This window comes from Streptomyces sp. NPDC030799 (genome assembly GCF_055572255.1).
This window is the reverse complement of record NZ_JBVIDS010000006.1, coordinates 262,608-282,809: the sequence shown is the minus strand read 5'-3', so window position 1 is coordinate 282,809 and position 20,202 is coordinate 262,608. Positions and strand designations below refer to the sequence as shown.

The window sequence follows — 20,202 nt, the reverse complement described above, 5'->3', positions numbered from 1 at the left end:
GGAGAACTACTTGGTGCACCGGTTGTGTATCCGGTGTCGTACGGAGTCAACACGTTCCTTGTTACAAACATTCCCTACGCTAAAGAAATTTTTCGAACGGCTAATTACTGACCGGTAAGTCGAGGTCGCGGGCACTCGTGGGACCGATCGGGACCGGTTGTGTTCGCAGCGTGACGGCCGGGACAATGGAGGCGATGAACGACGACCTGGCGGCCCTGGGCGCCCGCATCGACCGCACGAACGAGCTGCTGACACGCATGCTCGCCGAGGTGGCGAAGACGCCCTCCACCCACGCGATCTTCGTCGACGCGGGCTATCTGTACGCGGCGGCGGGCCGGCTGGTCGCGGGGACCGAGGACCGCCGGGCCTTCGACCTGGACGCCGAGGGCCTGATCGAGGCCCTCATCGACCGGGCCCGCTCGGTCTTCGCGGACAGCCGCCTGCTGCGCGTCTACTGGTACGACGGTGCCCGCCGCCGCATCCACACCGCCGAGCAGCAGGCCATCGCCGAACTGCCCGACGTCAAGGTCCGCCTGGGCAACCTCAACGCCAACAACCAGCAGAAGGGCGTCGACTCACTGATCCGCACGGATCTGGAGTCCCTCGCCCGGCACCGCGCCATCAGCGACGCGGCGCTCCTCGGCGGCGACGAGGACCTGGTCTCGGCGGTCGAGGCCGCGCAAGGGTACGGCGCCCGTGTCCACCTGTGGGGCATCGAGGCGCCCGAGGGCCGCAACCAGGCCGAGCCGCTGCTCTGGGAGGTCGACAGCCAGCGCACCCTCGACCTGGAGTTCTTCAAGCCGTACGTCTCCCGCCGCACCGCCGCCTACGAGGCCACCACCGGCGTCCGCCCCAGCCGCGAGGACGTCCGGTTCGTCGGCGCGCAGATCGCGGCCAAGTGGCTAGCCTCCCGGGGCCGCGAGGCCCTGGTCGAGCTGCTCCCCGGTCATCCCTATCTTCCCGGCTCCGTCGACCAGGACCTGCTGGTGGAGGCCGAGAGCCTGCTGCAGTACTCCCTGCGCGGCCAGGCGGACCTGCGCCGCGCCCTCAGGGACGGCTTCTGGGGCCATCTGCAGGCGCAGTTCTAGCCCCGTCCGCCCGCGGTGTCCCAGAAGTCGGCGAGGGCACGTGCCGTGGCCAGGGGCTGATCGGTGTTGGGGGAGTGCTCGGCACCCTCGATCACCGTCCGCCGCGCGTCCAGCCGTACCGCCATGTCATCCAGCAGCGGCAGGGGCCAGGTGTCGTCCCGTGAGCCGGACAGGACGTGGACCGGCAGCGGTACGGCGGCCAGTTCCGCGACCCGGTCCGGCTCCGTGCACAACTGGCGCCCGGTGGCGAGGAGTTGGGCGGGCTTGGTGCCCAGCCAGCGGCGCCGCAGGTCGTTCCGGTCGTCCAGGCCGTCGTCGAGCGCGGGCGTCTCGGTCTCCTCGGGCGTCTCCATCGCCTGGATCGCCTCCCACACCTGCGCCATCGTCATCACGGTGAGCGCGTCCCGCAGCAGCTTCACGCGCTGTTGCTGGGACTCCGAGATCTGGGCGGGGCCGGACGCCATGAGGGTGAGCGACCGGAAGGGGGCGTGGTCGAGCAGGACGGCGGCGCGGGAGATCTGCCCGCCGAGGGAGTGGCCCAGCAGATGCACCGGCTGCCCGAGTGCCCCGGCCTGGGCCAGCACGTCCCGCGCCAACTCCTCCTGCGCGTAGGCGGACTGATCGCTCTCGGGCCCGTCCGACTCGTGCTGCCCGCGCCCGTCCACGGCCACCGTGCGGTATCCGCGCGCCGCGAGCGGCACGTGCAGCGGATTGAAGTCCTCCTTGCTCCCGGTGAACCCCGGCAGCAACAGCGCGACCCCGCGGGGCTCGACCCCGTCGGCCACCGGAGCGTCGACAACGGCGAACTCCCCCCGCGCGGTCCGCAGGGAGTACGCCCGAGCACCGGGCGGCGGGACAAAGGTGGCGGGCTTGCTCATGGGGAGAGGCTATCGGGGAGGGGCAGGGGACGCTGGGGGCGGGGCAGTCGGTGAGTACGGGGGACTGCTGGGCGCGGGGAGCCGTGGGAAAACGGGACGGCCCGGTCCACCTGAGTGGACCGGGCCGTCGGTGACGATGTGCCGGATCAGCCTTCGACGGCCTCGACGGCCGCCGTGGCCTTGCGGGTACGTCGGCGCGGCTTGGCCTCGGGCTCCTCGGTCGCCTGGGCGGGGATCTCCGCAGTGGCAGCCTTGCGGGTCCGTCGCGGCTTGACCTCGGCTTCCGGGGCGTCCGGTGCGGCTGCGGCGGTCTTCCGCGTGCGGCGCGGCTCGGCCTCCGTGCCTTCGGCGGTGTCGACAGCGGCGGCGGCGGTCTTCCGGGCACGACGGGGCTTGACCTCGGCCTCGGGGGCCTCGGCCGTCTCCGGCGCGGCAGCGGCAGCCTTGCGGGTCCGTCGCGGCTTGGCCTCGGCCTCGGGGGCGTCCGGTGCGGCTGCGGCGGTCTTGCGCGTGCGGCGGGGCTTGGCCTCCGTGGCTTCCGCCGTGTCCGCTGCGGCCTCGGCGGCAGCCGCCGTCTTCCGCGTGCGGCGCGGCTTGGCCTCGACGGCCTCGGCGGTGTCCACCGCGGCCTCGGCCGCGGCTGCCGTCTTGCGCGTGCGGCGCGGCTTGGTCGCCGGGGCGGGCTCCTCCGTCGGGACCTGGGCCACGACGGACGCGGCCTCGGCGACCGGCTCCGCTGCCTTGCGGGTGCGGCGGCGGGGCTTGGCCTCCGTGGCCTCTGCCGTCTCCACGGCGGCTTCGGCGGCTGCGGCGGTCTTCCGGGTCCGGCGGGGCTTGGCCTCGACGGTCTCGGCGGTCTCGGCGGTGTCCGCGGCCGTCTCGGCGGCAGCAGCCGTCTTGCGGGTGCGGCGCGGCTTGGCCTCGACCTCGGGGGCGTCCGGTGCGGCTGCGGCGGTCTTGCGCGTGCGGCGGGGCTTGGCCTCCGTGGCCTCTGCCGTGTCCGCTGCGGCCTCGGCGGCAGCCGCCGTCTTCCGCGTGCGGCGCGGCTTGGCCTCGACGGCCTCGGCGGTGTCCACCGCGGCCTCGGCCGCGGCTGCGGCGGTCTTCCGGGTCCGGCGGGGCTTGGCCTCGACGGTCTCGGCGGTGTCCGCGGCCGTCTCGGCGGCAGCAGCCGCCTTGCGGGTGCGACGGCGGGGCTTGGCCTCGGTGGTCTCGGCCGTCGGCTCCGGCGCGGGGCTGTCCTCGACCGCGGGGGCCGGAACCACGGGCTCGGGCCGCGCCGGTACCTCCGTGACCGAGGTCTCCGTCGACGCCGCTACCTCCGCGACCGCGGACTCCGTCGGCTGCGGGGCCTGGGTGTCCGTGTTCCTGCGGGTGCGGCGGCGGCGCGGCTTCGCCGTGGCCTCCTGCTCGGGCGTGGTCGGCGCGGGCGCGCCCTCCGCCGTGTCGAGCGACTCGACGGCGGCCTCGGCCGCTGCCGGCTGCGCCGGGGCACCGGCGCGCGTACGGCGACGGCGGCGCAGGGTGCGGGGAGCCTGGGACTCCTCCACGCCGGCGGTGTCCGCGGTGCCGGCCTCGGCGGTCGGCGCCGCAGGGGCCGTAGCGGCGTCGACGGGTGCTCCACCGCGGGTACGGCGGCGACGGCGCGGGGTGCGGCTCGTACGCTCGCGCTCGGCGGTGCCGGCCTCGGGACGGCCACCGCGCTCGGGCCGGCCACCACGACCGCGACCGCGTGCGCCACGCCCGCCGGTCTCGCCCAGGTCCTCCAGCTCCTCCGCGTCGAGCCCGGCACGGGTCCGCTCCGAGCGCGGCAGGGTGCCCTTGGTGCCCTCGGGGATGCCGAGGTCGGAGAACAGGTGCGGGGACGAGGAGTACGTCTCCACCGGGTCGTTGAAGTCCAGCTCCAGCGCCTTGTTGATCAGCTGCCAGCGCGGGATGTCGTCCCAGTCGACGAACGTGATCGCCGTACCCTTGGCGCCCGCGCGGCCCGTACGGCCGACCCGGTGCAGGTACGTCTTCTCGTCCTCGGGGGACTGGTAGTTGATGACGTGGGTCACGCCTTCGACGTCGATGCCGCGCGCGGCGACGTCGGTGCAGACGAGGACGTCGACCTTGCCGTTGCGGAAGGCGCGCAGCGCCTGCTCGCGGGCGCCCTGCCCGAGGTCGCCGTGGACCGCGCCGGAGGCGAAACCGCGGCGCTGCAGCTGCTCGGCGATGTCGGCGGCCGTGCGCTTGGTCCGACAGAAGATCATCGCAAGGCCGCGGCCCTCGGCCTGCAGGATGCGGGCGACCATCTCCGGCTTGTCCATGTTGTGCGCGCGGTAGACGAACTGCTTGATGTTCGCGACCGTCGCGCCCTCGTCGTCCGGCGCGGTGGCGCGGATGTGCGTGGGCCGCGACATGTAGCGCCGCGCCAGCCCGATGACCGCACCCGGCATGGTCGCCGAGAACAGCATCGTCTGGCGCTTGACCGGCAGCATGTCGATGATCTTCTCGACGTCGGGCAGGAAGCCCAGGTCGAGCATCTCGTCGGCCTCGTCGAGGACCAGGCACTTGACGTGCTTCAGGTTGAGCTTCTTCTGGCCCGCGAGGTCGAGGAGCCGGCCCGGGGTGCCGACGACCACGTCGACGCCCTTCTTCAGGGCCTCGACCTGGGGCTCGTAGGCCCGGCCGCCGTAGATCGCGGCCACGCGCACGTTACGGACCTTGCCCGCGGTCAGCAGGTCGTTCGTGACCTGGGTGCACAGCTCGCGCGTGGGGACGACGACAAGGGCCTGCGGGGCGTCGGTGAGGGCCTCGGGGGCGGCGCGTCCGGCCTCGACGTCGGCGGGGACGGTGACGCGCTCGAGGAGCGGAAGACCGAAGCCCAGCGTCTTGCCGGTGCCGGTCTTGGCCTGGCCGATGACGTCCGTGCCGGAAAGGGCGACGGGGAGCGTCATCTCCTGGATGGGGAAGGGGGTGATGATGCCGACGGCTTCCAGGGCCTCGGCGGTCTCGGGGAGGATCCCAAGTTCGCGGAACGTCGTAGTCAGGGTCATGCCTCTTCTGTGTGCGCGGTGCGAGGCGAGCGCGGGGGTCGTGTGCGACCGTGCCGGGGACGTCGGCTGCCGTACGGGCGAACCATTCAAGGCAAGCCGTATGACACGGGACCTCTGCCGACGCTCTAGCGCTCGTACCGCTGAGGGTGTCCCTCCGGTCGTCGTACGTACTCTCACGTACGGCCAGGGAGGGCTGTCGGGTCGGAGCCGATCGGGCCACCGACCGGGCATCCTCATGCGTGCGCCCTGTCGGGAGACGTCGAACACCGTCAACGCACTCTGGCAGGCGCATTACCACCATACCCCGGATTCGCGCACATGCGATGGCCGATTTGGTCACGTCATGGTCGTCACAGTGGTTGACCAGGGACTCCGAGGAGGGCCGAGCGGGCTATTGTGCGGCTCATGACTAGCTCTGACAAGCCTGAGAACGGGTCCGCCGCCTCCGCCGAACCCACCGGTGTCGCCGCCCAGGACTGGGCGCAGGCCTCCGCCGACCCGCAGTACCGCGCCGCCGTCGTGGATCTGCTCGGCGCGCTCGCGTACGGGGAGCTGGCGGCGTTCGAGCGGCTCGCGGAGGACGCGAAGCTGGCTCCGACCCTTGCGGACAAGGCGGAGCTGGCGAAGATGGCCTCGGCCGAGTTCCACCACTTCGAGCGGCTGCGGGACCGGCTCACCGAGATCGGCGAGGAGCCGACCGCCGCGATGGACCCGTTCGTCGCGGCCCTGGACGGCTTCCACCGGCAGACCGCGCCCTCGGACTGGCTGGAGGGCCTGGTCAAGGCGTACGTCGGCGACTCGATCGCGAGTGACTTCTACCGGGAGGTCGCGGCGCGTCTCGACTCCGACACGCGGGAACTCGTTCTCGCCGTTCTCGACGACACCGGGCACGCCGGGTTCGCGGTGGAGAAGGTGCGGGCCGCCATCGACGCCGACCCGCGCGTGGGCGGCCGGCTGGCGCTGTGGGCGCGGCGGCTGATGGGCGAGGCGCTGTCGCAGTCCCAGCGGGTGGTCGCCGACCGGGACGCGCTGTCGACGATGCTCGTGGGCGGGGTGGCCGACGGGTTCGATCTCGCGGAGGTCGGGAAGATGTTCTCGCGGATCACCGAGGCGCACACGAAGCGGATGGCTGCACTGGGCCTCGCGGCCTGAGCGCCGGTGCGCTCCGTGGGGGCGGGTGCGGCGATGTGCGCGACTGCAGGTGCGGTGTGGTTTCTCGCGCCCCTTCGGGGCGCTTCCGGCTACGCCGTCGCTGATCGGCGCAGCCTCCCCGCCGGGCGGAGCAGGAGGGACAGCGACGCCGCGGAGATGATCGCGGCGCCCAGGAGGCTGGACCAGGTGGGGGCTGAGCCGAGGGCGGTGTGGGTGACGAAGTCGCCGAACAGGGCCCCCGCGATGCCCGTCGAGAGGACCAGCGGGCGGGCCGGCAGCCGGTGCGACAGGCGGTACGCCGCGATCAGGGCGAGGGTCAGACCGAGCACTGCGGAGCCGAGTGCTTCCAGGATCATGTCGGGGTCCCTCCCACGGCCGGTCTGCCTTGAACGGTCGTAGCCCGTCATACCCGTGACCTGCGGAGCACAATCCTCCGCTGTGGAGAAGTTGTGCGCCACCTGTGTGCGTCGTGCATGCGCGAGGGCCCGGCGGCAACAGGCCGCCGGGCCCTTCTCACGAGGTCGGCCTACAGCGCGCCGAACCCCACCTTGCGCACGGTCGGCTCGCCGATCTCCACGTACGCCAGACGGTCGGTCGGCACCAGGACCTTGCGGCCCTTCTCGTCCTGGAGGCTCAGCAGCTGCGTCTTGCCGGACAGCGCCTCCGACACCAGGCGCTCGACCTCCTCGACGCTCTGACCGCTCTCCAGAACGATCTCGCGGGGCGCGTGCTGCACGCCGATCTTGACCTCCACGGCTTTGTCCCTCCGACGGTCAGTGATGTGCGCGATCTTCCGCGCCGTACCCAGGACACATTAGTCCGGTGAGGGGACGTACACGCTGCGGGCCGGAACGCCGTCAGCGAACAGCGGACGGGAACAAACGGCCGTCAGTGGTGTTCGCTGCCGTGCAGCGGGAAGCCGGCGATGCCCCGCCAGGCCAGCGACGTCAGCAGCTGCACCGCCTGTTCGCGCGGCACGCTGCGGTCGCTGTGCAGCCAGGAGCGGGCCACCACCTGGGCGAGACCGCCGAGGCCGGAGGCGAGCAGCATCGACTCCGCGCGTGAGAGGCCGGTGTCCTCGGCGATGACGTCGCAGATCGCCTCGGCACAGTCGTTGGTGACCTTGTCGACGCGCTCGCGCACCGCCGGCTCGTTCGTCAGGTCCGACTCGAAGACCAGCCGGAAGGCGCCGCCGTCGTCCTCGACGTACGCGAAATAGGCGTCCATGGTGGCCCGGACCCGCTGCTTGTTGTCGGTCGTCGACGCCAGCGCGCTGCGCACGGACTGGATCAGCGACTCGCAGTGCTGGTCCAACAGGGCGAGGTAGAGGTCGAGCTTGCCGGGGAAGTGCTGGTAGAGCACCGGCTTGCTGACGCCGGCCCGCTCGGCGATGTCGTCCATCGCGGCCGCGTGATAGCCCTGCGCGACGAAAACCTCCTGAGCGGCGCCCAGCAGCTGGTTCCGTCGGGCTCGGCGCGGCAGACGGGTGCCACGTGGGCGTACCGCCTCAGTTTGCTCGATGGCTGTCACGCCGCCTCCCAAAGTCGTCCATATCGCGGTGTCAGCCGCGTCGCCATCGTACTTTTCGGTAACCGTGGCGTGCGCGGTGCGTGCGCAGAATTTCACGTACCGGACGGCGGCGAAAGCGGCAGTGTGCCCCTGGTGCGGTCGCGGGAGTGCGCCGACGTCAGCGGTAGTCGTCCTCGTCGAGTGAGACCACGCGCGTTTGTTCGACCAGATCGGCCTCGTTCGCGCGCTCCGGATCCACTCCCGTCAGGGGGTCGTCCCGGTCCGGCCTGATGTCCGCGTGCTGCTCGGCGGCGTCCACCTCGGGGGCCTCCACATCGATCTCCGGGGCCGTGTCGACCTCCAGTTCGTCGATCGCGTCGGGCTCGGTCGGGTCATAGGCCATGGTGGGCTCCCTTCCTACGAACGTCCCTGGAAGAAGCAGGGGCCACATGCGGGTGCCCTCTGTATGAGCCTAGGAGACAGCAGATCCGGACGCCATGCCGTCTCGTCCGTTCTTGCCCCTGTTCACCGCTCGCGGACGGCCCGCGCGCTGTCCGCGCTCATTCCGGTTCACCCGTCACCCACGGTTCATTCTGTGACGGCCACCACACGAACCTCGGCGTGATCACCTCGTAACATTGCCGCATGTCTTCGACCGAGTCGCCGTCCGTGTCGGCCGCCAGTGTGCTTCCGAAGGTGGCACCCGTCCGGGTCGCGGAGGGCGAACGGCTGCGGTCCGTGGGACTGCCCGGGGTCACCCTGTCGATCCGGTCCCGCCCGCCGGCGCGCGAGGGCCTGCCGCCCGCCCTGTACGTGCACGGGCTCGGCGGCTCCTCGCAGAACTGGTCGGCGCTGATGGCCGAGCTGGACGGCGTCGTGGACAGCGAGGCGGTCGACCTGCCGGGCTTCGGCGACTCCCCGCCTCCGGACGACGGGAACTACTCCGTCACCGGGCACGCGCGCGCGGTGATCCGTTATCTCGACGCGGCCGGGCGCGGCCCGGTCCACCTGTTCGGCAACTCGCTCGGCGGCGCGGTCGCCACGCGCGTGGCCGCCGTACGACCCGACCTGGTCCGCACGCTCACCCTGGTGTCGCCCGCCCTGCCGGAACTGCGCATCCAGCGCACCGCGGCGCCGACCGCACTGCTCGGGGTGCCCGGTGTCGCCGCCCTGTTCACCCGGTTGACCAAGGGGTGGACCGCTGAACAGCGGGTGCGCGGGGTCCTGGCGCTCTGTTACGGCGACCCCGCGCGCGTGTCGCCCGAGGCGTTCCGGCACGCCGTGGAGGAGCTGGAGCGGCGGCTGCAGCTGCCGTACTTCTGGGATGCGATGGCCCGCTCCGCGCGCGGGATCGTCAACGCCTACACGCTCGGCGGACAGCACGGCCTGTGGCGTCAGGCCGAGCGCGTGCTCGCGCCGACCCTGCTCATCTACGGCGGCCGCGACCAGCTGATCGGCTTCCGCATGGCCCACCGGGCCGCCCGAGCCTTCCGCGACTCCCGCCTGCTGTCCCTGCCGGACGCCGGGCACGTGGCGATGATGGAGTACCCGGAGGTGGTGGCCACGGCGTTCCGGGAACTCCTCGCGGCGACCGGGGACGGCGGCACCGATTCGGGCGCGGGGAGCTGAGGCCGGCGTGGGACGCCACAGCCGCCGCGGCCCGGCCCCCAAGGGCGACGCCGCGGACACAACCGCCAGGCGCAGCGAACAGCAGGGCACCCGCCCGGGTGACGGCGGGGACATTCCGGTCCAGAGCGGCGGACAACCACGGTTGCCGGGGCAACGCCAGGGGTCGCAGGGGCAGCGCCCCGTGCCGCAGGGCCGGCGTCAGGCGCCGATGGGCGGGGCGGGTGCCGCCGCCGGCCATCCGCCGCGCGCCCCCCAGGGGCCGGCGACGTTCCCGGACGGCGCTCCGGCTCACGGAGTACCGCGTCTCGGCGACGGCTTGCCCCCGCGTGGTGTGTCCGGCTTCGGCGAGGGCACGCCTGCCCACGGTGTGCCGCGTCTTCCCGACGGCACGCCGGGGCATGGTGTCCCGAGGCTTCCGGACGGCACGCCCGCGCAGGGTGTGCCGAGGCTTGCTGATGGCACCCCGGCTCACGGAGTGCCGCGTTTCGGTGATGGCACCCCCGCTCACGGCATGCCCAGGCGCCCCGACGGCACCTCCGCACACGGTGCGCCCCGCCTTCATGAGGGTGCCCCCGCGCGTGGTGGGCACCCCGAGCAGCGGGAAGCCGGGGGCGGCTGGGGGCAGTTCGCGGGGGCGTCCGGTCCGGGGGGCGCGCTGCCGCAGCAGCAGCGGCCGGCGGGGCAGGGGCCTGGCACGGGGCCCCGGCAGGAGTACCTCGACGCCTTCGCCGACGGGCGCGCCGGCGCTCTCGGCGCCGAGGACGACGTCGATGTCTTCGCGCCCCGCGTGGGGAAGCCCCGCCCCGCCGAGCAGCACCCAACCGACGCGCCGGAGGCGGACGGCCACGGCGACAGCGCCCCGCCGGGGGCGCGGGGAACCGCGCGGGCGACCACACCGCAGCCGCTGGACGGCGGTACCGCCCCCCAGGGAACGCCGCGCGCCCGGACCTTCACCGGCATTGCCGCGGCCGCCGTCACCACGGTGCTCGCGGTGGTCGTCGCCGGACAGGTGACCGAGTCGCGCGACGGCGGCTCCGTACCGTCGCACTCCGCCACCGACCAGGCCCGTGAGGCAGGCCCCGGCGGACAGACCCCGTCGGCCTCGCCGGGCACGACCACGCTGTCGTACGAGCAGAAGATGGGCCGGACCTACCCGCTCAGCGCCACGTTGAAGGGGCCGGGGAAGTTCGACGCGGTGCCCGGTTTCGCCAAGGCGCCCGGCAAGGGGCAGAAGTACACCTACCGCGTGGACGTCGAGCAGGGTCTGGGGCTGGACGGCGAGCTGTTCGCCGAGGCCGTGCAGAAGACCCTGAACGACGACCGCAGTTGGGCCCACGGCGGTGCCCGTACCTTCGAGCGGATCTCCTCCGGCAAGCCCGACTTCGTGATCACGCTCGCCAGTCCCGGTACGACCGCCAAGTGGTGCGCCAAGTCCGGGCTGGACACCACGGAGGACAACGTCTCCTGTGACTCGGCCGCCACCGAACGCGTGATGATCAATGCGTACAGATGGGCCCAGGGAAGCAAGACGTACGGGGACAAAATCCATGCCTACCGGCAGATGTTGATCAACCACGAGGTCGGTCACCGGCTCGGCCACGGCCATGTGACGTGCCAGAAGGACGGCGAACTCGCCCCCGTCATGCAGCAGCAGACCAAATTCCTGAACCATGACGGCATCCACTGTCTGCCCAACCCCTGGCCGTATCCCACGAGTTGACGGGCCCCGCTCATGTCACATTGACATGAGCCGTAAGTTCGTTCATATTTCTGCGCATGTGGTCTAGTCATGCCGTCTCTGAGAGCGCCGCCATCGAGCTGGCGCTCATCGGTGTGACCGCACTCTGCGTGGCCGACATCCACTGTCGCTGACGCCGCCTCCCTGGCGTTCGCGTCGCGACCCTTCTCCTCTTTCTGCATCGTGACTCGGTCACGGACCGCATCCGTGACCGAGTCACGGATTTTTCGACGACCCGACGCCGAGGCTGACGTCTGCCCGTAATCGTCTCACTCCTCGTCCATGAGTCTCAGTATCCGAGAGGTCGTCATTCCGATGCGTCAACCGTCCGTCGTAGCGCGCCGCGTGGCAGCGGCATCCGTCAGCCTGGTCGTGGCAGCGGGCGCCGCCGCCTGCGGCCCGAAGGACAACGATGCCAAGGGCTCCGGCGGCGACTCGGCGCCCCGCAAGGGCGGCACGCTGACGGTGCTGAACTCCGAGCCGCAGACCGACTTCGACCCCGCCCGCCTCTACACCTCCGGCGGCGGAAACGTCCCTTCGCTGGTCTTCCGCACCCTCACCACGCGCAACCGCGAGAACGGAGCGGCCGGCGCCAAGGTCGTCCCCGACCTCGCCACCGACACCGGACGCCCCAGCAAGAACGCGACCGTGTGGACGTACACCCTGAAGAAGGGCCTCAAGTTCGAGGACGGCACGCCGATCACCTCCGCCGACATCAAGTACGGCATCGAACGCTCCTTCGCCCCCGAACTCTCCGGTGGCGCGCCCTACTTGAGGGACTGGCTGGTCGGCGCGGCCCACTACCAGGGGCCCTACAAGGACAAGAAGGGCCTCTCGGCGATCGAGACACCGGATGCGCGGACCATCGTCTTCCATCTGAACAAGCCCGAGGGCGAGTTCCCGTTCCTCGCCACGCAGACGCAGTTCGCCCCCGTGCCCAAGAGCAAGGACAACGGCACCAAGTACGAGGAGCACCCGGTCTCGTCCGGCCCGTACAAGGTCGTCAAGAACGAGAACGACGGCGAGCACGTGCTCCTTACGCGCAACACGAACTGGTCGGCGGTCACCGACGACGAGCGCAAGGCCTACCCGGACACCATCGACGTCCGCTCCGGGCTGGACTCCTCCGTGATCAACCAGCGGCTGTCCGCGTCCCGGGGTGCGGACGCGGCCGCGGTCACCACGGACACCAACCTCGGTCCGGCCGAGCTCGCCAAGGTCGGCGGTGACAAGGAACTGGCCGCGCGCGTGGGCACCGGCCACTTCGGCTACACCGACTACATCGCGTTCAACCCGACCGTGAAGCCGTTCGACAACCCCAAGGTGCGGCAGGCGATCGCCTACGCCGTCGACCGGTCCTCGGTGGTCAACGCGGCCGGCGGCAGCGCGCTCGCCGAGCCCGCCACCACCTTCCTGCCGAACCAGAAGTCCTTCGGTTACACGCCGTACGACCCGTTCCCGGCCGGTGCCTCCGGCAACCCGGCCAAGGCCAAGGAACTGCTCGCCCAGGCCGGTCACAAGAGCGGGCTCACGGTGACGCTGACCCACTCCAACGCCAAGGACTTCGAGACCAGTCCGGAGATCGCGACCGCCGTCCAGGACGCGCTCAAGAAGGCCGGCATCACGGTCAAGCTGCAGGGCCTGGAGGACAACGACTACCGGGACAAGATCCACAGCGTGAAGACCGAGCCCGGTTTCTTCCTCGCGCACTGGGGTGCCGACTGGCCTTCCGGCGGTCCCTTCCTCGCCCCGATCTTCGACGGCCGGCAGATCGTCAAGGACGGCGCGAACTTCAACACGGGCCTGCTCGACGACACGTCGGTCAATGACGAGATTGACGCGATCAACAAGTTGACCGACCTCGACGCCGCCGCCAAGCGGTGGGGTGCACTGGACAAGAAGATCGGCGACAAGGCCCTCGTCGTGCCGCTGTTCCACCCGGTCTACAAGCGCCTGTACGGCTCGGACGTCAAGAACGTCGTCATCAGCGACTGGACCGGCGTCCTCGACATCTCCCAGGTCGCGGTGAAGTAGCGCCGTGAGCGAGGCACTTGTCGCCGTCGGGACCGCCGGGACGGACACTGCCGTCCCGGCGGTCCCGGGGGCCCGTCGGTTCTGGCGGCGGCTGCGGGCGCAGCGCGCCGCCCTGGTCGCCGCGGCCGTGGTCGCGCTGCTGGTCCTGATCGCGCTCACCGCGCCGCTGCTCACCGCGCTGGAGGGCCAGGACCCCACCTCGTACCACCCCTCCCTGATCGACTCCGCGCGCGGCGGCGTGCCCGTCGGCTCCTTCGGCGGCATGAGCGCCGACCACTGGCTGGGCGTCGAACCCCAGACCGGCCGCGACATGTTCGCGCGGCTGGTGTACGGGGCGCGCGTGTCGCTGGGGGTGGCGCTGGCGGCGACGGCGGTGCAGGTCGCCATCGGGGTCGCTGTCGGTGTGGCCTCGGCGCTCGGCAACCGATGGGTTGATCAACTGTTGAGCCGGGCCACGGACGTCATCGTCGCCATGCCGCTGATGATCATGGCGCTGGCGCTGCTGGCGATCGTGCCGTCGAGCTTTCCGCGGCCCGTCCTCGTCACCCTTGTCATCGGCCTGATCGGCTGGGGCAGCATCGCGAAGATCGTGCGCGCCCAGACGCTCACCCTGAAGGGGCTCGACTACGTCTTCGCCGCCCGTCTGAGCGGCTGGAGCGCCTGGCGGGTCGCCCGCCGCGAACTGCTGCCCGGCCTCGCGGCGCCCGTCATCACGTACGCCGCGCTGCTGGTGCCCACGAACATCTCCGTCGAGGCGGCCCTGTCCTTCCTCGGTGTCGGCGTCAAACCGCCCACTCCGTCCTGGGGACAGATGCTGACCGCCGCCGACGTCTGGTACCAGGCCGCGCCCCAGTACCTGCTGCTGCCGGCCGGCGCCCTGTTCGTCACCGTCCTCGCCCTCACCGTCCTCGGCGACGGCGTGCGCACCGCCCTCGACCCGCGCGCCGCCTCCCGCCTGCGCGTCGGCACCGGCCGCGCGGACTCCGCCACGCCCGGCGTACCCGAGAAGGAGGCATCCGCATGAGCGGCTTCGGCGGCTTCCTGCTGCGCCGTGCCCTCGGCACGGTGGTCACCCTGCTCGCCATCTCGGTGATCGTCTACGTCGTCTTCTACGTCACCCCCGGCGACGTCGCGCAGATCACCTGCGGCCCGCGCTGCTCGCCGGAACAGGTGCACCAGGTCGCCCGGCAGCTGAACCTCGGCGACCCGCTGTACCTGCGGTACTGGCACTTCCTGGAGGGCCTGTTCGCCGGCCAGGACTACTCCACGGGCACCTCGGTCGAGCACTGCGCCGCACCCTGCCTGGGGCAGTCGTACCAGACCGATCAGCAGGTGCTGGACATCATCTGGGCCAAGCTGCCGGTCAGCCTGTCGCTCGTGCTCGGCGCCATGGTGCTGTGGCTTCTCCTCGGCGTCGGCACCGGAGTGCTGTCCGCGTGGCGGCGCGGCCGGGTCTCCGAGCGTGTACTGACCGCCGTCACCCTCACGGGCGTGGCCACGCCCGTCTTCGTCATCGGCCTGGTGCTGATGATCGTCGTCTGTGGCGAACTGCAGCTGCTGCCCTTCCCCCAGTACGTGAACTTCACCGACGATCCCGAACAATGGGCGTGGAACCTGCTGCTGCCGTGGTTCTCCCTCGCTCTGATCGAGGCGGCCGCCTTCGCCCGCCTCACCCGGGCCTCGATGCTGGAGACCCTCGCCGAGGACCACATCCGCACCTTCCGGGCGTACGGCGTCGCCGAGCGGTCCGTCGTCGGACGGCACGCGCTGCGCGGCGCCCTCGCACCCGTGATCGCGCTGAACGCCAACAACGTCGGCTCGGCCGTCGGCGGCGCCGTCCTCACCGAGACCCTCTTCGGCCTGCCCGGCATCGGCCAGGAGCTGGTGCACGCGGTGAAGGTCGTCGACCTGCCGGTGGTCGTCGGCATGGTCCTCGTCATCGGCTTCTTCGTGGTCCTCGCCAACGCCGTCGCGGACGTCCTGTACGCGGTGGCCGACCGACGGGTGGTGCTCGCATGAGCCTGGTGGAAGTGACGGACCTGACCGTCGAGTTCGGCTCGCTGCGGGCCGTGGACGGGCTCTCCTTCAGCCTGGCCGAGGGCGCCGCACTCGCCCTCGTCGGCGAGTCCGGTTCCGGCAAGTCCACGGTCGCGGGCGCCCTGCTGGGCCTGCACCGGGGCACCGGGGCGCGGGTCACCGGCTCGGTGCGCGTCGCAGGCACCGACGTGCGGAAGGCCTCCGACGAGGAAGTGCGGCGGCTGCGCGGTGCCAGGGCCGCCATGGTCTTCCAGGACCCGCTGTCCTCGCTGGACCCGTACTACGCGATCGGCGACCAGATCGCCGAGGTCCACCGCGTCCACGCGCGCGTGTCGCGTCGTAGCGCACGCGCGCGTGCCGTGGAGGTACTGGAGCGAGTGGGAATTCCGGACGCGGCCCGGCGCTCCCGGTCCCGCCCGCACGAGTTCAGCGGCGGCATGCGCCAGCGCGCGCTCATCGCCATGGCACTCGCCTGCGAACCGGACCTGCTGATCGCCGACGAGCCGACCACCGCCCTCGACGTCACCGTCCAGGCCCAGATCCTCGACCTGCTGCACACCTTGCGCGAGGAGACCGGCATGGGCCTGCTGCTGGTCACCCATGACGTGGGCGTCGCCGCGGAGAGTGTGGACGACATCCTCGTCATGCGGCACGGCAGGGCGGTCGAGCACGGCCCGGTCGGCACGGTCCTCGCGGCGCCCGCCGAGGCGTACACCCGTGAACTGCTCGACGCGGTCCCGCGCGTGGACGCGCGCCGCACCGGCTCCCCGGCCACCGACGAGGTCGTACTGGAGGCCACCGGCCTGCGACGCGAGTTCGGGCGCGGCAAGCGGGCCTTCGCGGCCGTGGACGACGTCTCGGTGACCGTCCGGCGCGGCGAGACCCTCGGCGTGGTCGGCGAGAGCGGCAGCGGCAAGACCACCCTCGGCCGGATGCTCGTCGGGCTGCTGGAGCCCACCGCTGGCACGATCCGCCACGAGGACCGCCCGCACACCGGCGTGAACCCGGCCGTCCAGATGGTCTTCCAGGACCCCGTCTCCTCCCTCAATCCGCGTCGCAGCGTGGGCGAGTCGATCGCCGATCCGCTACGCGCGCGTGGGGAACGCGATGAGGGGCGCATCCAGGGGCGCGTGCGGGAACTGCTGGAGCGCGTGGGGCTCGACAGGGCGCACTACGACCGCTACCCGCACGAGTTCAGCGGCGGACAGCGCCAGCGCATCGGCATCGCCCGCGCACTCGCCGCCGAACCGCGTGTCATCGTCTGCGACGAGCCCGTCTCCGCGCTCGATGTCACGACACAGGCACAGGTGGTCGAACTGCTCGGCGAACTCCAGCAGGAACTCGGCCTCGCCCTGGTCTTCATCGCGCACGACCTCGCCGTCGTACGGCAGGTGAGCGATCGCGTCGCGGTGATGCGCGGGGGCCGGGTCGTCGAGTACGGGCCGGCGGACGAGGTCTACGACAGCCCCCGCGAGCCCTACACCCGGCAGCTCCTGGACGCCGTACCGGCGCTCGACCCGGACCTGGCGGCCCGGCGGCGGGCAGCTCGCCGTGAACCGGCCGCGGCGTGACGTTTCGTGCACGGCTGACCGCGCTGTGAAACCCTAGCGCGGTCGAACGCGACCCGCACGCGAAAGTTACGCCCGTTCACCCCTTTTGGTGGCGCGATGGACAACCGTCCGTCGCGCCACCGCCTTGGCCCCTTACGTTCGTCCCGCTGCGAGCCGCCGGGCCAGGGCGGCTCACCGGACGGGAGATCGGGGGTGCACACGTGCGTATCGGACTGCTTACCGAGGGTGGCTACCCGTTTGTGGGCGGTGACGCCGGACTCTGGTGCGACCGGCTCGTGCGCGGGCTCGAGCAGCACGAGTTCGACATCTACGCGCTCAGCCGCAGCCGGCACCAGGAGGACGACGGCTGGGTCGCGCTCCCACCGCAGATCAACGGGGTGCGCACGGCGCCGCTGTGGACGGCCGAGGACGACGGGGTCGCCCACGGGCGGCGCGCGCGCCGGCGCTTCACCGAGTGCTACGGCGAACTGGTCGCCGCGGTGTGCGCCGGTACCGGCGCCGATGCCGCCCCCGAGGAGGGGGCCACCGCTCTGGCGGACCGTTTCGGCAGCGCGCTGTACGGACTCGCCGAACTCGCCCGCGACAAGGGCGGGCTGGTCGGCGCCCTGCGCTCGGACGCCGCCGTGCGCACCCTCGAACGTGCCTGCCGCGCCCCCGGCGCGCTGCGCACGGCGCGCGAGGCGCGCGTACCCGAGCTGCTCACCGTCACCGCACACCTCGAACGCGCCCTGCGCCCCCTCTCCCTCGACTGGTACGGCGACGACGGCCTCGGCGCGGCCGACCTCTGTCACGCCACCGCCGGCGGCTCGGCCGCCCTCCCCGGACTGCTCGCCCGGCACTTCTGCGACGTACCACTGCTCGTCACCGAGTACGGCGTCCCGCTCCGCTCGCACTATCTCGCCCTCGGCCCCGACACCGCCGCCCCCGCCGTACGCGCGCTGCTCGGCGCCTTCCACCGCCGGCTCGCCACCGAGGTGTACCGGCGGGCCGAGATCCTCACCCCCGGCAACGCCCACGCCCGCCGCTGGCAGGAACGGTGCGGCGCCGACCGCGCCAGGATCCGCACGGTCCACCCGGGCATGGACGCCGCTCGCTTCGCGGACGTCGGAGAGGCCCCGGACCGCGCCGACCCGGACACACTGGTGTGGGTCGGGCGCGTGGAACCCGCCAAGGACCTGATCTCGCTGCTGCACGCCTTCGCCGAGGTCCGCAAGGAGGAACCCGAGGCGCGCCTCAGGGTCGTCGGCACGCCCGCCGGCCCCGAGGGCGCGGCCTACCTCGGCCACTGCCGGGCGCTCGCCGCGCAGCTCTTCCCGGACGAGGCGGAGGGCATGCACGCCGTCGGGGACAACCCGGTCTCCTTCGAGGAGATCGGCGGCCCGGAGGCCCCCACGCTGCCCGACGCCTACGCCGCCGGCGCGGTCGTCGTGCTGTCCAGCGTGGTCGAGGGCTTCCCGGCCGGCCTCATCGAGGCCATGTTCTGCGGCCGGGCCACGGTGTCCACCGACGTCGGCGCGGTGGTCGAGGTCATCGGGGGCACGGGACTCGTCGTGCCGCCGCGCAATCCGCGGGCGTTCGCCGAGGCGTGCGTGGCCCTGCTGCGCGACCCCGAGCGCCGTGCGCGCCTGGGCGCCGCCGCGCGCGCCCGCGCGCTCGAACTGTTCACCGTCGAGCAGAACATCGCGGCGTTCCACGACATCTACCTGCAGATCGTCTCGCACTGTCCGGTCCGCAGGGTCGTCCTCGACGACACCGGCGAGCCACGGCCGTTCGCCACCCCCGCCGAGTCCCGCGTCCCCGGCCGCTGGACCGGCCCCACGGCCCGTGTCCTGCCCCGGACCGTCCCCGGCTGGGCCACGGCCCCGCCGGTACGCGCGACACCGCTGGCCGCTGCGGAGGGAGCGTGATGGCCGTACGGAACGGACACGGAAGCGGTGCGACCGGTGAGCCGGGCGAGGGGGGTACGTCGGTGGGGCTGGACCGGCCCGGAAGGCCCAGCGGAGCCGAACCCTGGGACCTGCGGTCGGGGGAGGGGAGCGACCCGCCCGCCGATGACGGGCAGTCGGGCAGCTCGCCCACCCACGACCGTCATTCGGGCAGTCACGGGCCGAGCAGCCGGCGCGTCGCCGCACCCCGGCGCGGTGCCGCCGACCCCGTGAAGGCATTGCTGTACCGGCACCGGGAGCTGTGCGAGCGGGCCGTGGACCCGTTGGAGATCGCCGCCGGGCTGGAGGCGCACGGCGTCACCGACCGGACCGCCGCCCGCTGCCGCCACCGCGACGTCTTCTCGCTCGCCGAGGAGCTGTACGCGCGCGTGCCGCGCACCGGCGAGCGCGGCCCCGGGACCGACCCCCTGCCCGCACCCCGTGTCCGCGCGGACTGGATGCTGCTCACCCTGCTGCCCGGCGCCCTCGGCACGGCCACTGTGGCAGGACTGCGCCTCACCGACGGCCGCCCCCGCCTCCTGGTCGCCGTCGCCGGCATCCTCGCCCTCGCCCTCGCCACGCGGGCCGCACTGCGCCGCGGCCCCCTCGCCGGCCCGTCCGGCACACACCCGTGGCGGACGGCGCACGGCACGCGCGTGTGGCACCCGGCGCACGGCACGCGCGTGTGGACGCTCTGGCTCCTCGGGTACGCCCTCCTCGGCGACGGCCTGCTGCACGCCGTCGTGACGGGCGGCCCCGACGCCCTGCCGACCGGCGCCCCTGACGGCCCCTGGCCCACGGCCGACGCGCCCGCCCTGGCCCTCACCCTGGCCTGCGCCCCGGCCGCCTGGTGCGCCCACCTGCTCACCGCGGGCGCCCGCCGCAGGCTCGCCGGCAGCCGGGGCCTGGAGGACTTCACAGCCGCCGCCCGGCCGTTGCTGTACGGCACGTTCGCGCTCTTCCTCGGCGCGCTGGCCGCACTGCTCCTGGTCTGCGGCACCGTCCTGCACGAACCCGGGGCCCACCCGCAGACCCTCGCCCTGGGCGCCCTGCTCCTGCTCGCCCGACTGCTCACCGTGCACCACCACCGGCATGCCCCGGCCGTGCTGCTCGGCGCCGCCGCGGTCACGGAAGCGGTGGCGCTCGCCCTGCCGACGGTGGCAAGGCTGCCAGGCTGCGCCGTCCTGGCGGCCCCCGTCCGGGCCCTCGTGCACGTGTGGGGCGAGGCCGCCGTCCCGGCCCTCGCCTGCGGCACCGCGGCGCTGGCCCTGCTGCTCCACGCCGCCCGCACGCTGACCCGGGCGTCGGCACACGCGCCCACGGGAGCCCCCGACTGAACTTCCGCCGCCGGCCCGGACCGCCGGAGGCGACCGCACCACCCCTTTTGAAGGAGAAGACCAGATGACCACCTCCCGACCCGGAGCGTCCGGAGCCCCCGGGACCGCCGGAGCCGGAGTCCGGGGAACGACCGGATCCGCCGGCACCGTGAGAGCGAGCGGAGCCGACGCGCACTCCGGGCCCAGTGGATTCTCGGGCCGCACACGTCCCGTCAGGCAGGCGGCGGGCACCGTCAGGCAGGCGGCGGATCCGTCCGCACGCTTCT

Annotated in this window: 17 protein-coding genes; 11 read left to right on the top strand and 6 right to left on the bottom strand. The window is 72.6% G+C overall.

Going from position 1 to position 20,202, the window contains the following annotated elements; translation table 11 throughout:
• The first annotated feature begins 185 nt into the window (after window positions 1-185).
• Window positions 186-1,088, top strand: coding sequence for an NYN domain-containing protein (locus ACZ41I_RS17425; protein ID WP_468514593.1), 903 nt, complete (start codon window positions 186-188; stop codon window positions 1,086-1,088).
• Here ACZ41I_RS17425 and ACZ41I_RS17420 read toward each other — a convergent pair.
• Both ACZ41I_RS17420 and ACZ41I_RS17415 read right to left on the bottom strand, forming a co-directional pair.
• Window positions 1,085-1,966 carry an alpha/beta fold hydrolase gene (locus ACZ41I_RS17420; RefSeq protein WP_468514504.1) on the bottom strand — a complete coding sequence of 294 codons (882 nt, stop codon included), beginning with the start codon at window positions 1,964-1,966 and terminating at the stop codon, window positions 1,085-1,087. The two genes, ACZ41I_RS17425 and ACZ41I_RS17420, sit on opposite strands and share 4 nt — an antisense overlap.
• A 146-nt stretch (window positions 1,967-2,112) precedes the next feature.
• On the bottom strand, window positions 2,113-4,905 hold the full coding sequence (locus ACZ41I_RS17415; protein WP_468514592.1) for a DEAD/DEAH box helicase: 2,793 nt from the start codon (window positions 4,903-4,905) through the stop codon (window positions 2,113-2,115).
• A 504-nt stretch (window positions 4,906-5,409) separates the two neighbouring features.
• Here ACZ41I_RS17415 and ACZ41I_RS17410 point away from each other — a divergent pair.
• The gene (locus ACZ41I_RS17410) at window positions 5,410-6,156 is read left to right on the top strand and encodes a ferritin-like fold-containing protein (RefSeq protein WP_399764319.1); all 747 of its coding nucleotides are present in this window, start codon (window positions 5,410-5,412) and stop codon (window positions 6,154-6,156) included.
• An 89-nt stretch (window positions 6,157-6,245) separates the two neighbouring features.
• Here the strand turns inward: ACZ41I_RS17410 and ACZ41I_RS17405 are convergent, their stop codons facing one another.
• From ACZ41I_RS17405 to ACZ41I_RS17390, 4 genes are all read right to left on the bottom strand, one after another.
• Window positions 6,246-6,512 (bottom strand): hypothetical protein, encoded by a 267-nt coding sequence (locus tag ACZ41I_RS17405; protein ID WP_399764322.1) that lies wholly within the window; start codon window positions 6,510-6,512, stop codon window positions 6,246-6,248.
• A 170-nt stretch (window positions 6,513-6,682) separates the two neighbouring features.
• The gene (locus tag ACZ41I_RS17400) at window positions 6,683-6,910 is read right to left on the bottom strand and encodes a DUF3107 domain-containing protein (RefSeq protein ID WP_225827234.1); all 228 of its coding nucleotides are present in this window, start codon (window positions 6,908-6,910) and stop codon (window positions 6,683-6,685) included.
• A 134-nt stretch (window positions 6,911-7,044) separates the two neighbouring features.
• On the bottom strand, window positions 7,045-7,686 hold the full coding sequence (locus ACZ41I_RS17395) for a TetR/AcrR family transcriptional regulator (protein ID WP_363216043.1): 642 nt from the start codon (window positions 7,684-7,686) through the stop codon (window positions 7,045-7,047).
• A gap of 157 nt (window positions 7,687-7,843) precedes the next feature.
• Entirely contained in the window at window positions 7,844-8,068 is a 225-nt protein-coding gene (locus tag ACZ41I_RS17390) for a hypothetical protein (RefSeq protein ID WP_363216044.1), read from the bottom strand.
• A gap of 242 nt (window positions 8,069-8,310) precedes the next feature.
• Here ACZ41I_RS17390 and ACZ41I_RS17385 point away from each other — a divergent pair, with 242 nt between their 5' ends.
• From ACZ41I_RS17385 to ACZ41I_RS17345, 9 genes are all read left to right on the top strand, one after another.
• On the top strand, window positions 8,311-9,294 hold the full coding sequence (locus ACZ41I_RS17385) for an alpha/beta fold hydrolase (RefSeq protein ID WP_399764327.1): 984 nt from the start codon (window positions 8,311-8,313) through the stop codon (window positions 9,292-9,294).
• Between the two features lie 7 nt (window positions 9,295-9,301).
• Window positions 9,302-11,014, top strand: a complete 1,713-nt coding sequence (locus ACZ41I_RS17380) for a DUF3152 domain-containing protein (RefSeq protein WP_468514503.1) — start codon at window positions 9,302-9,304, stop codon at window positions 11,012-11,014.
• Window positions 11,015-11,070: 56 nt separating this feature from the next.
• Window positions 11,071-11,166 (top strand): Ms4533A family Cys-rich leader peptide, encoded by a 96-nt coding sequence (locus ACZ41I_RS17375; RefSeq protein ID WP_363216047.1) that lies wholly within the window; start codon window positions 11,071-11,073, stop codon window positions 11,164-11,166.
• 181 nt (window positions 11,167-11,347) lie between these two features.
• Window positions 11,348-13,066 carry an ABC transporter substrate-binding protein gene (locus ACZ41I_RS17370; protein WP_399764863.1) on the top strand — a complete coding sequence of 573 codons (1,719 nt, stop codon included), beginning with the start codon at window positions 11,348-11,350 and terminating at the stop codon, window positions 13,064-13,066.
• Between the two features lie 4 nt (window positions 13,067-13,070).
• Window positions 13,071-14,090: an ABC transporter permease gene (locus tag ACZ41I_RS17365; RefSeq protein WP_468514502.1), complete on the top strand. Its 1,020-nt coding sequence runs from the start codon at window positions 13,071-13,073 to the stop codon at window positions 14,088-14,090.
• The gene (locus ACZ41I_RS17360; RefSeq protein WP_468514501.1) at window positions 14,087-15,085 is read left to right on the top strand and encodes an ABC transporter permease; all 999 of its coding nucleotides are present in this window, start codon (window positions 14,087-14,089) and stop codon (window positions 15,083-15,085) included. Before ACZ41I_RS17365 ends, ACZ41I_RS17360 begins: the two co-directional genes overlap by 4 nt.
• Window positions 15,082-16,674, top strand: coding sequence for a dipeptide ABC transporter ATP-binding protein (locus tag ACZ41I_RS17355; RefSeq protein WP_468514500.1), 1,593 nt, complete (start codon window positions 15,082-15,084; stop codon window positions 16,672-16,674). The genes ACZ41I_RS17360 and ACZ41I_RS17355 overlap by 4 nt, the downstream gene beginning before the upstream one ends.
• Window positions 16,675-16,874: 200 nt before the next feature.
• A complete protein-coding gene (locus ACZ41I_RS17350) occupies window positions 16,875-18,581 on the top strand; it encodes a DUF3492 domain-containing protein (protein WP_468514499.1) in 1,707 nt (568 codons plus the stop codon).
• On the top strand, window positions 18,581-19,936 hold the full coding sequence (locus ACZ41I_RS17345) for a hypothetical protein (RefSeq protein ID WP_468514498.1): 1,356 nt from the start codon (window positions 18,581-18,583) through the stop codon (window positions 19,934-19,936). Before ACZ41I_RS17350 ends, ACZ41I_RS17345 begins: the two co-directional genes overlap by 1 nt.
• Window positions 19,937-20,202 lie beyond the last annotated feature (266 nt).

Coding starts and splice junctions, on each gene's coding strand:
- ACZ41I_RS17425 (WP_468514593.1), top strand. CDS start 186: ATGGAGGCGATGAACGACGACCTGGCGGCCCTGGGCGCCCGCATCGAC.
- ACZ41I_RS17420 (WP_468514504.1), bottom strand. CDS start 1,966: ATGAGCAAGCCCGCCACCTTTGTCCCGCCGCCCGGTGCTCGGGCGTAC.
- ACZ41I_RS17415 (WP_468514592.1), bottom strand. CDS start 4,905: ATGACGCTCCCCGTCGCCCTTTCCGGCACGGACGTCATCGGCCAGGCC.
- ACZ41I_RS17410 (WP_399764319.1), top strand. CDS start 5,410: ATGACTAGCTCTGACAAGCCTGAGAACGGGTCCGCCGCCTCCGCCGAA.
- ACZ41I_RS17405 (WP_399764322.1), bottom strand. CDS start 6,512: ATGATCCTGGAAGCACTCGGCTCCGCAGTGCTCGGTCTGACCCTCGCC.
- ACZ41I_RS17390 (WP_363216044.1), bottom strand. CDS start 8,068: ATGGCCTATGACCCGACCGAGCCCGACGCGATCGACGAACTGGAGGTC.
- ACZ41I_RS17385 (WP_399764327.1), top strand. CDS start 8,311: ATGTCTTCGACCGAGTCGCCGTCCGTGTCGGCCGCCAGTGTGCTTCCG.
- ACZ41I_RS17375 (WP_363216047.1), top strand. CDS start 11,071: ATGTGGTCTAGTCATGCCGTCTCTGAGAGCGCCGCCATCGAGCTGGCG.
- ACZ41I_RS17370 (WP_399764863.1), top strand. CDS start 11,348: ATGCGTCAACCGTCCGTCGTAGCGCGCCGCGTGGCAGCGGCATCCGTC.
- ACZ41I_RS17360 (WP_468514501.1), top strand. CDS start 14,087: ATGAGCGGCTTCGGCGGCTTCCTGCTGCGCCGTGCCCTCGGCACGGTG.
- ACZ41I_RS17355 (WP_468514500.1), top strand. CDS start 15,082: ATGAGCCTGGTGGAAGTGACGGACCTGACCGTCGAGTTCGGCTCGCTG.
- ACZ41I_RS17345 (WP_468514498.1), top strand. CDS start 18,581: ATGGCCGTACGGAACGGACACGGAAGCGGTGCGACCGGTGAGCCGGGC.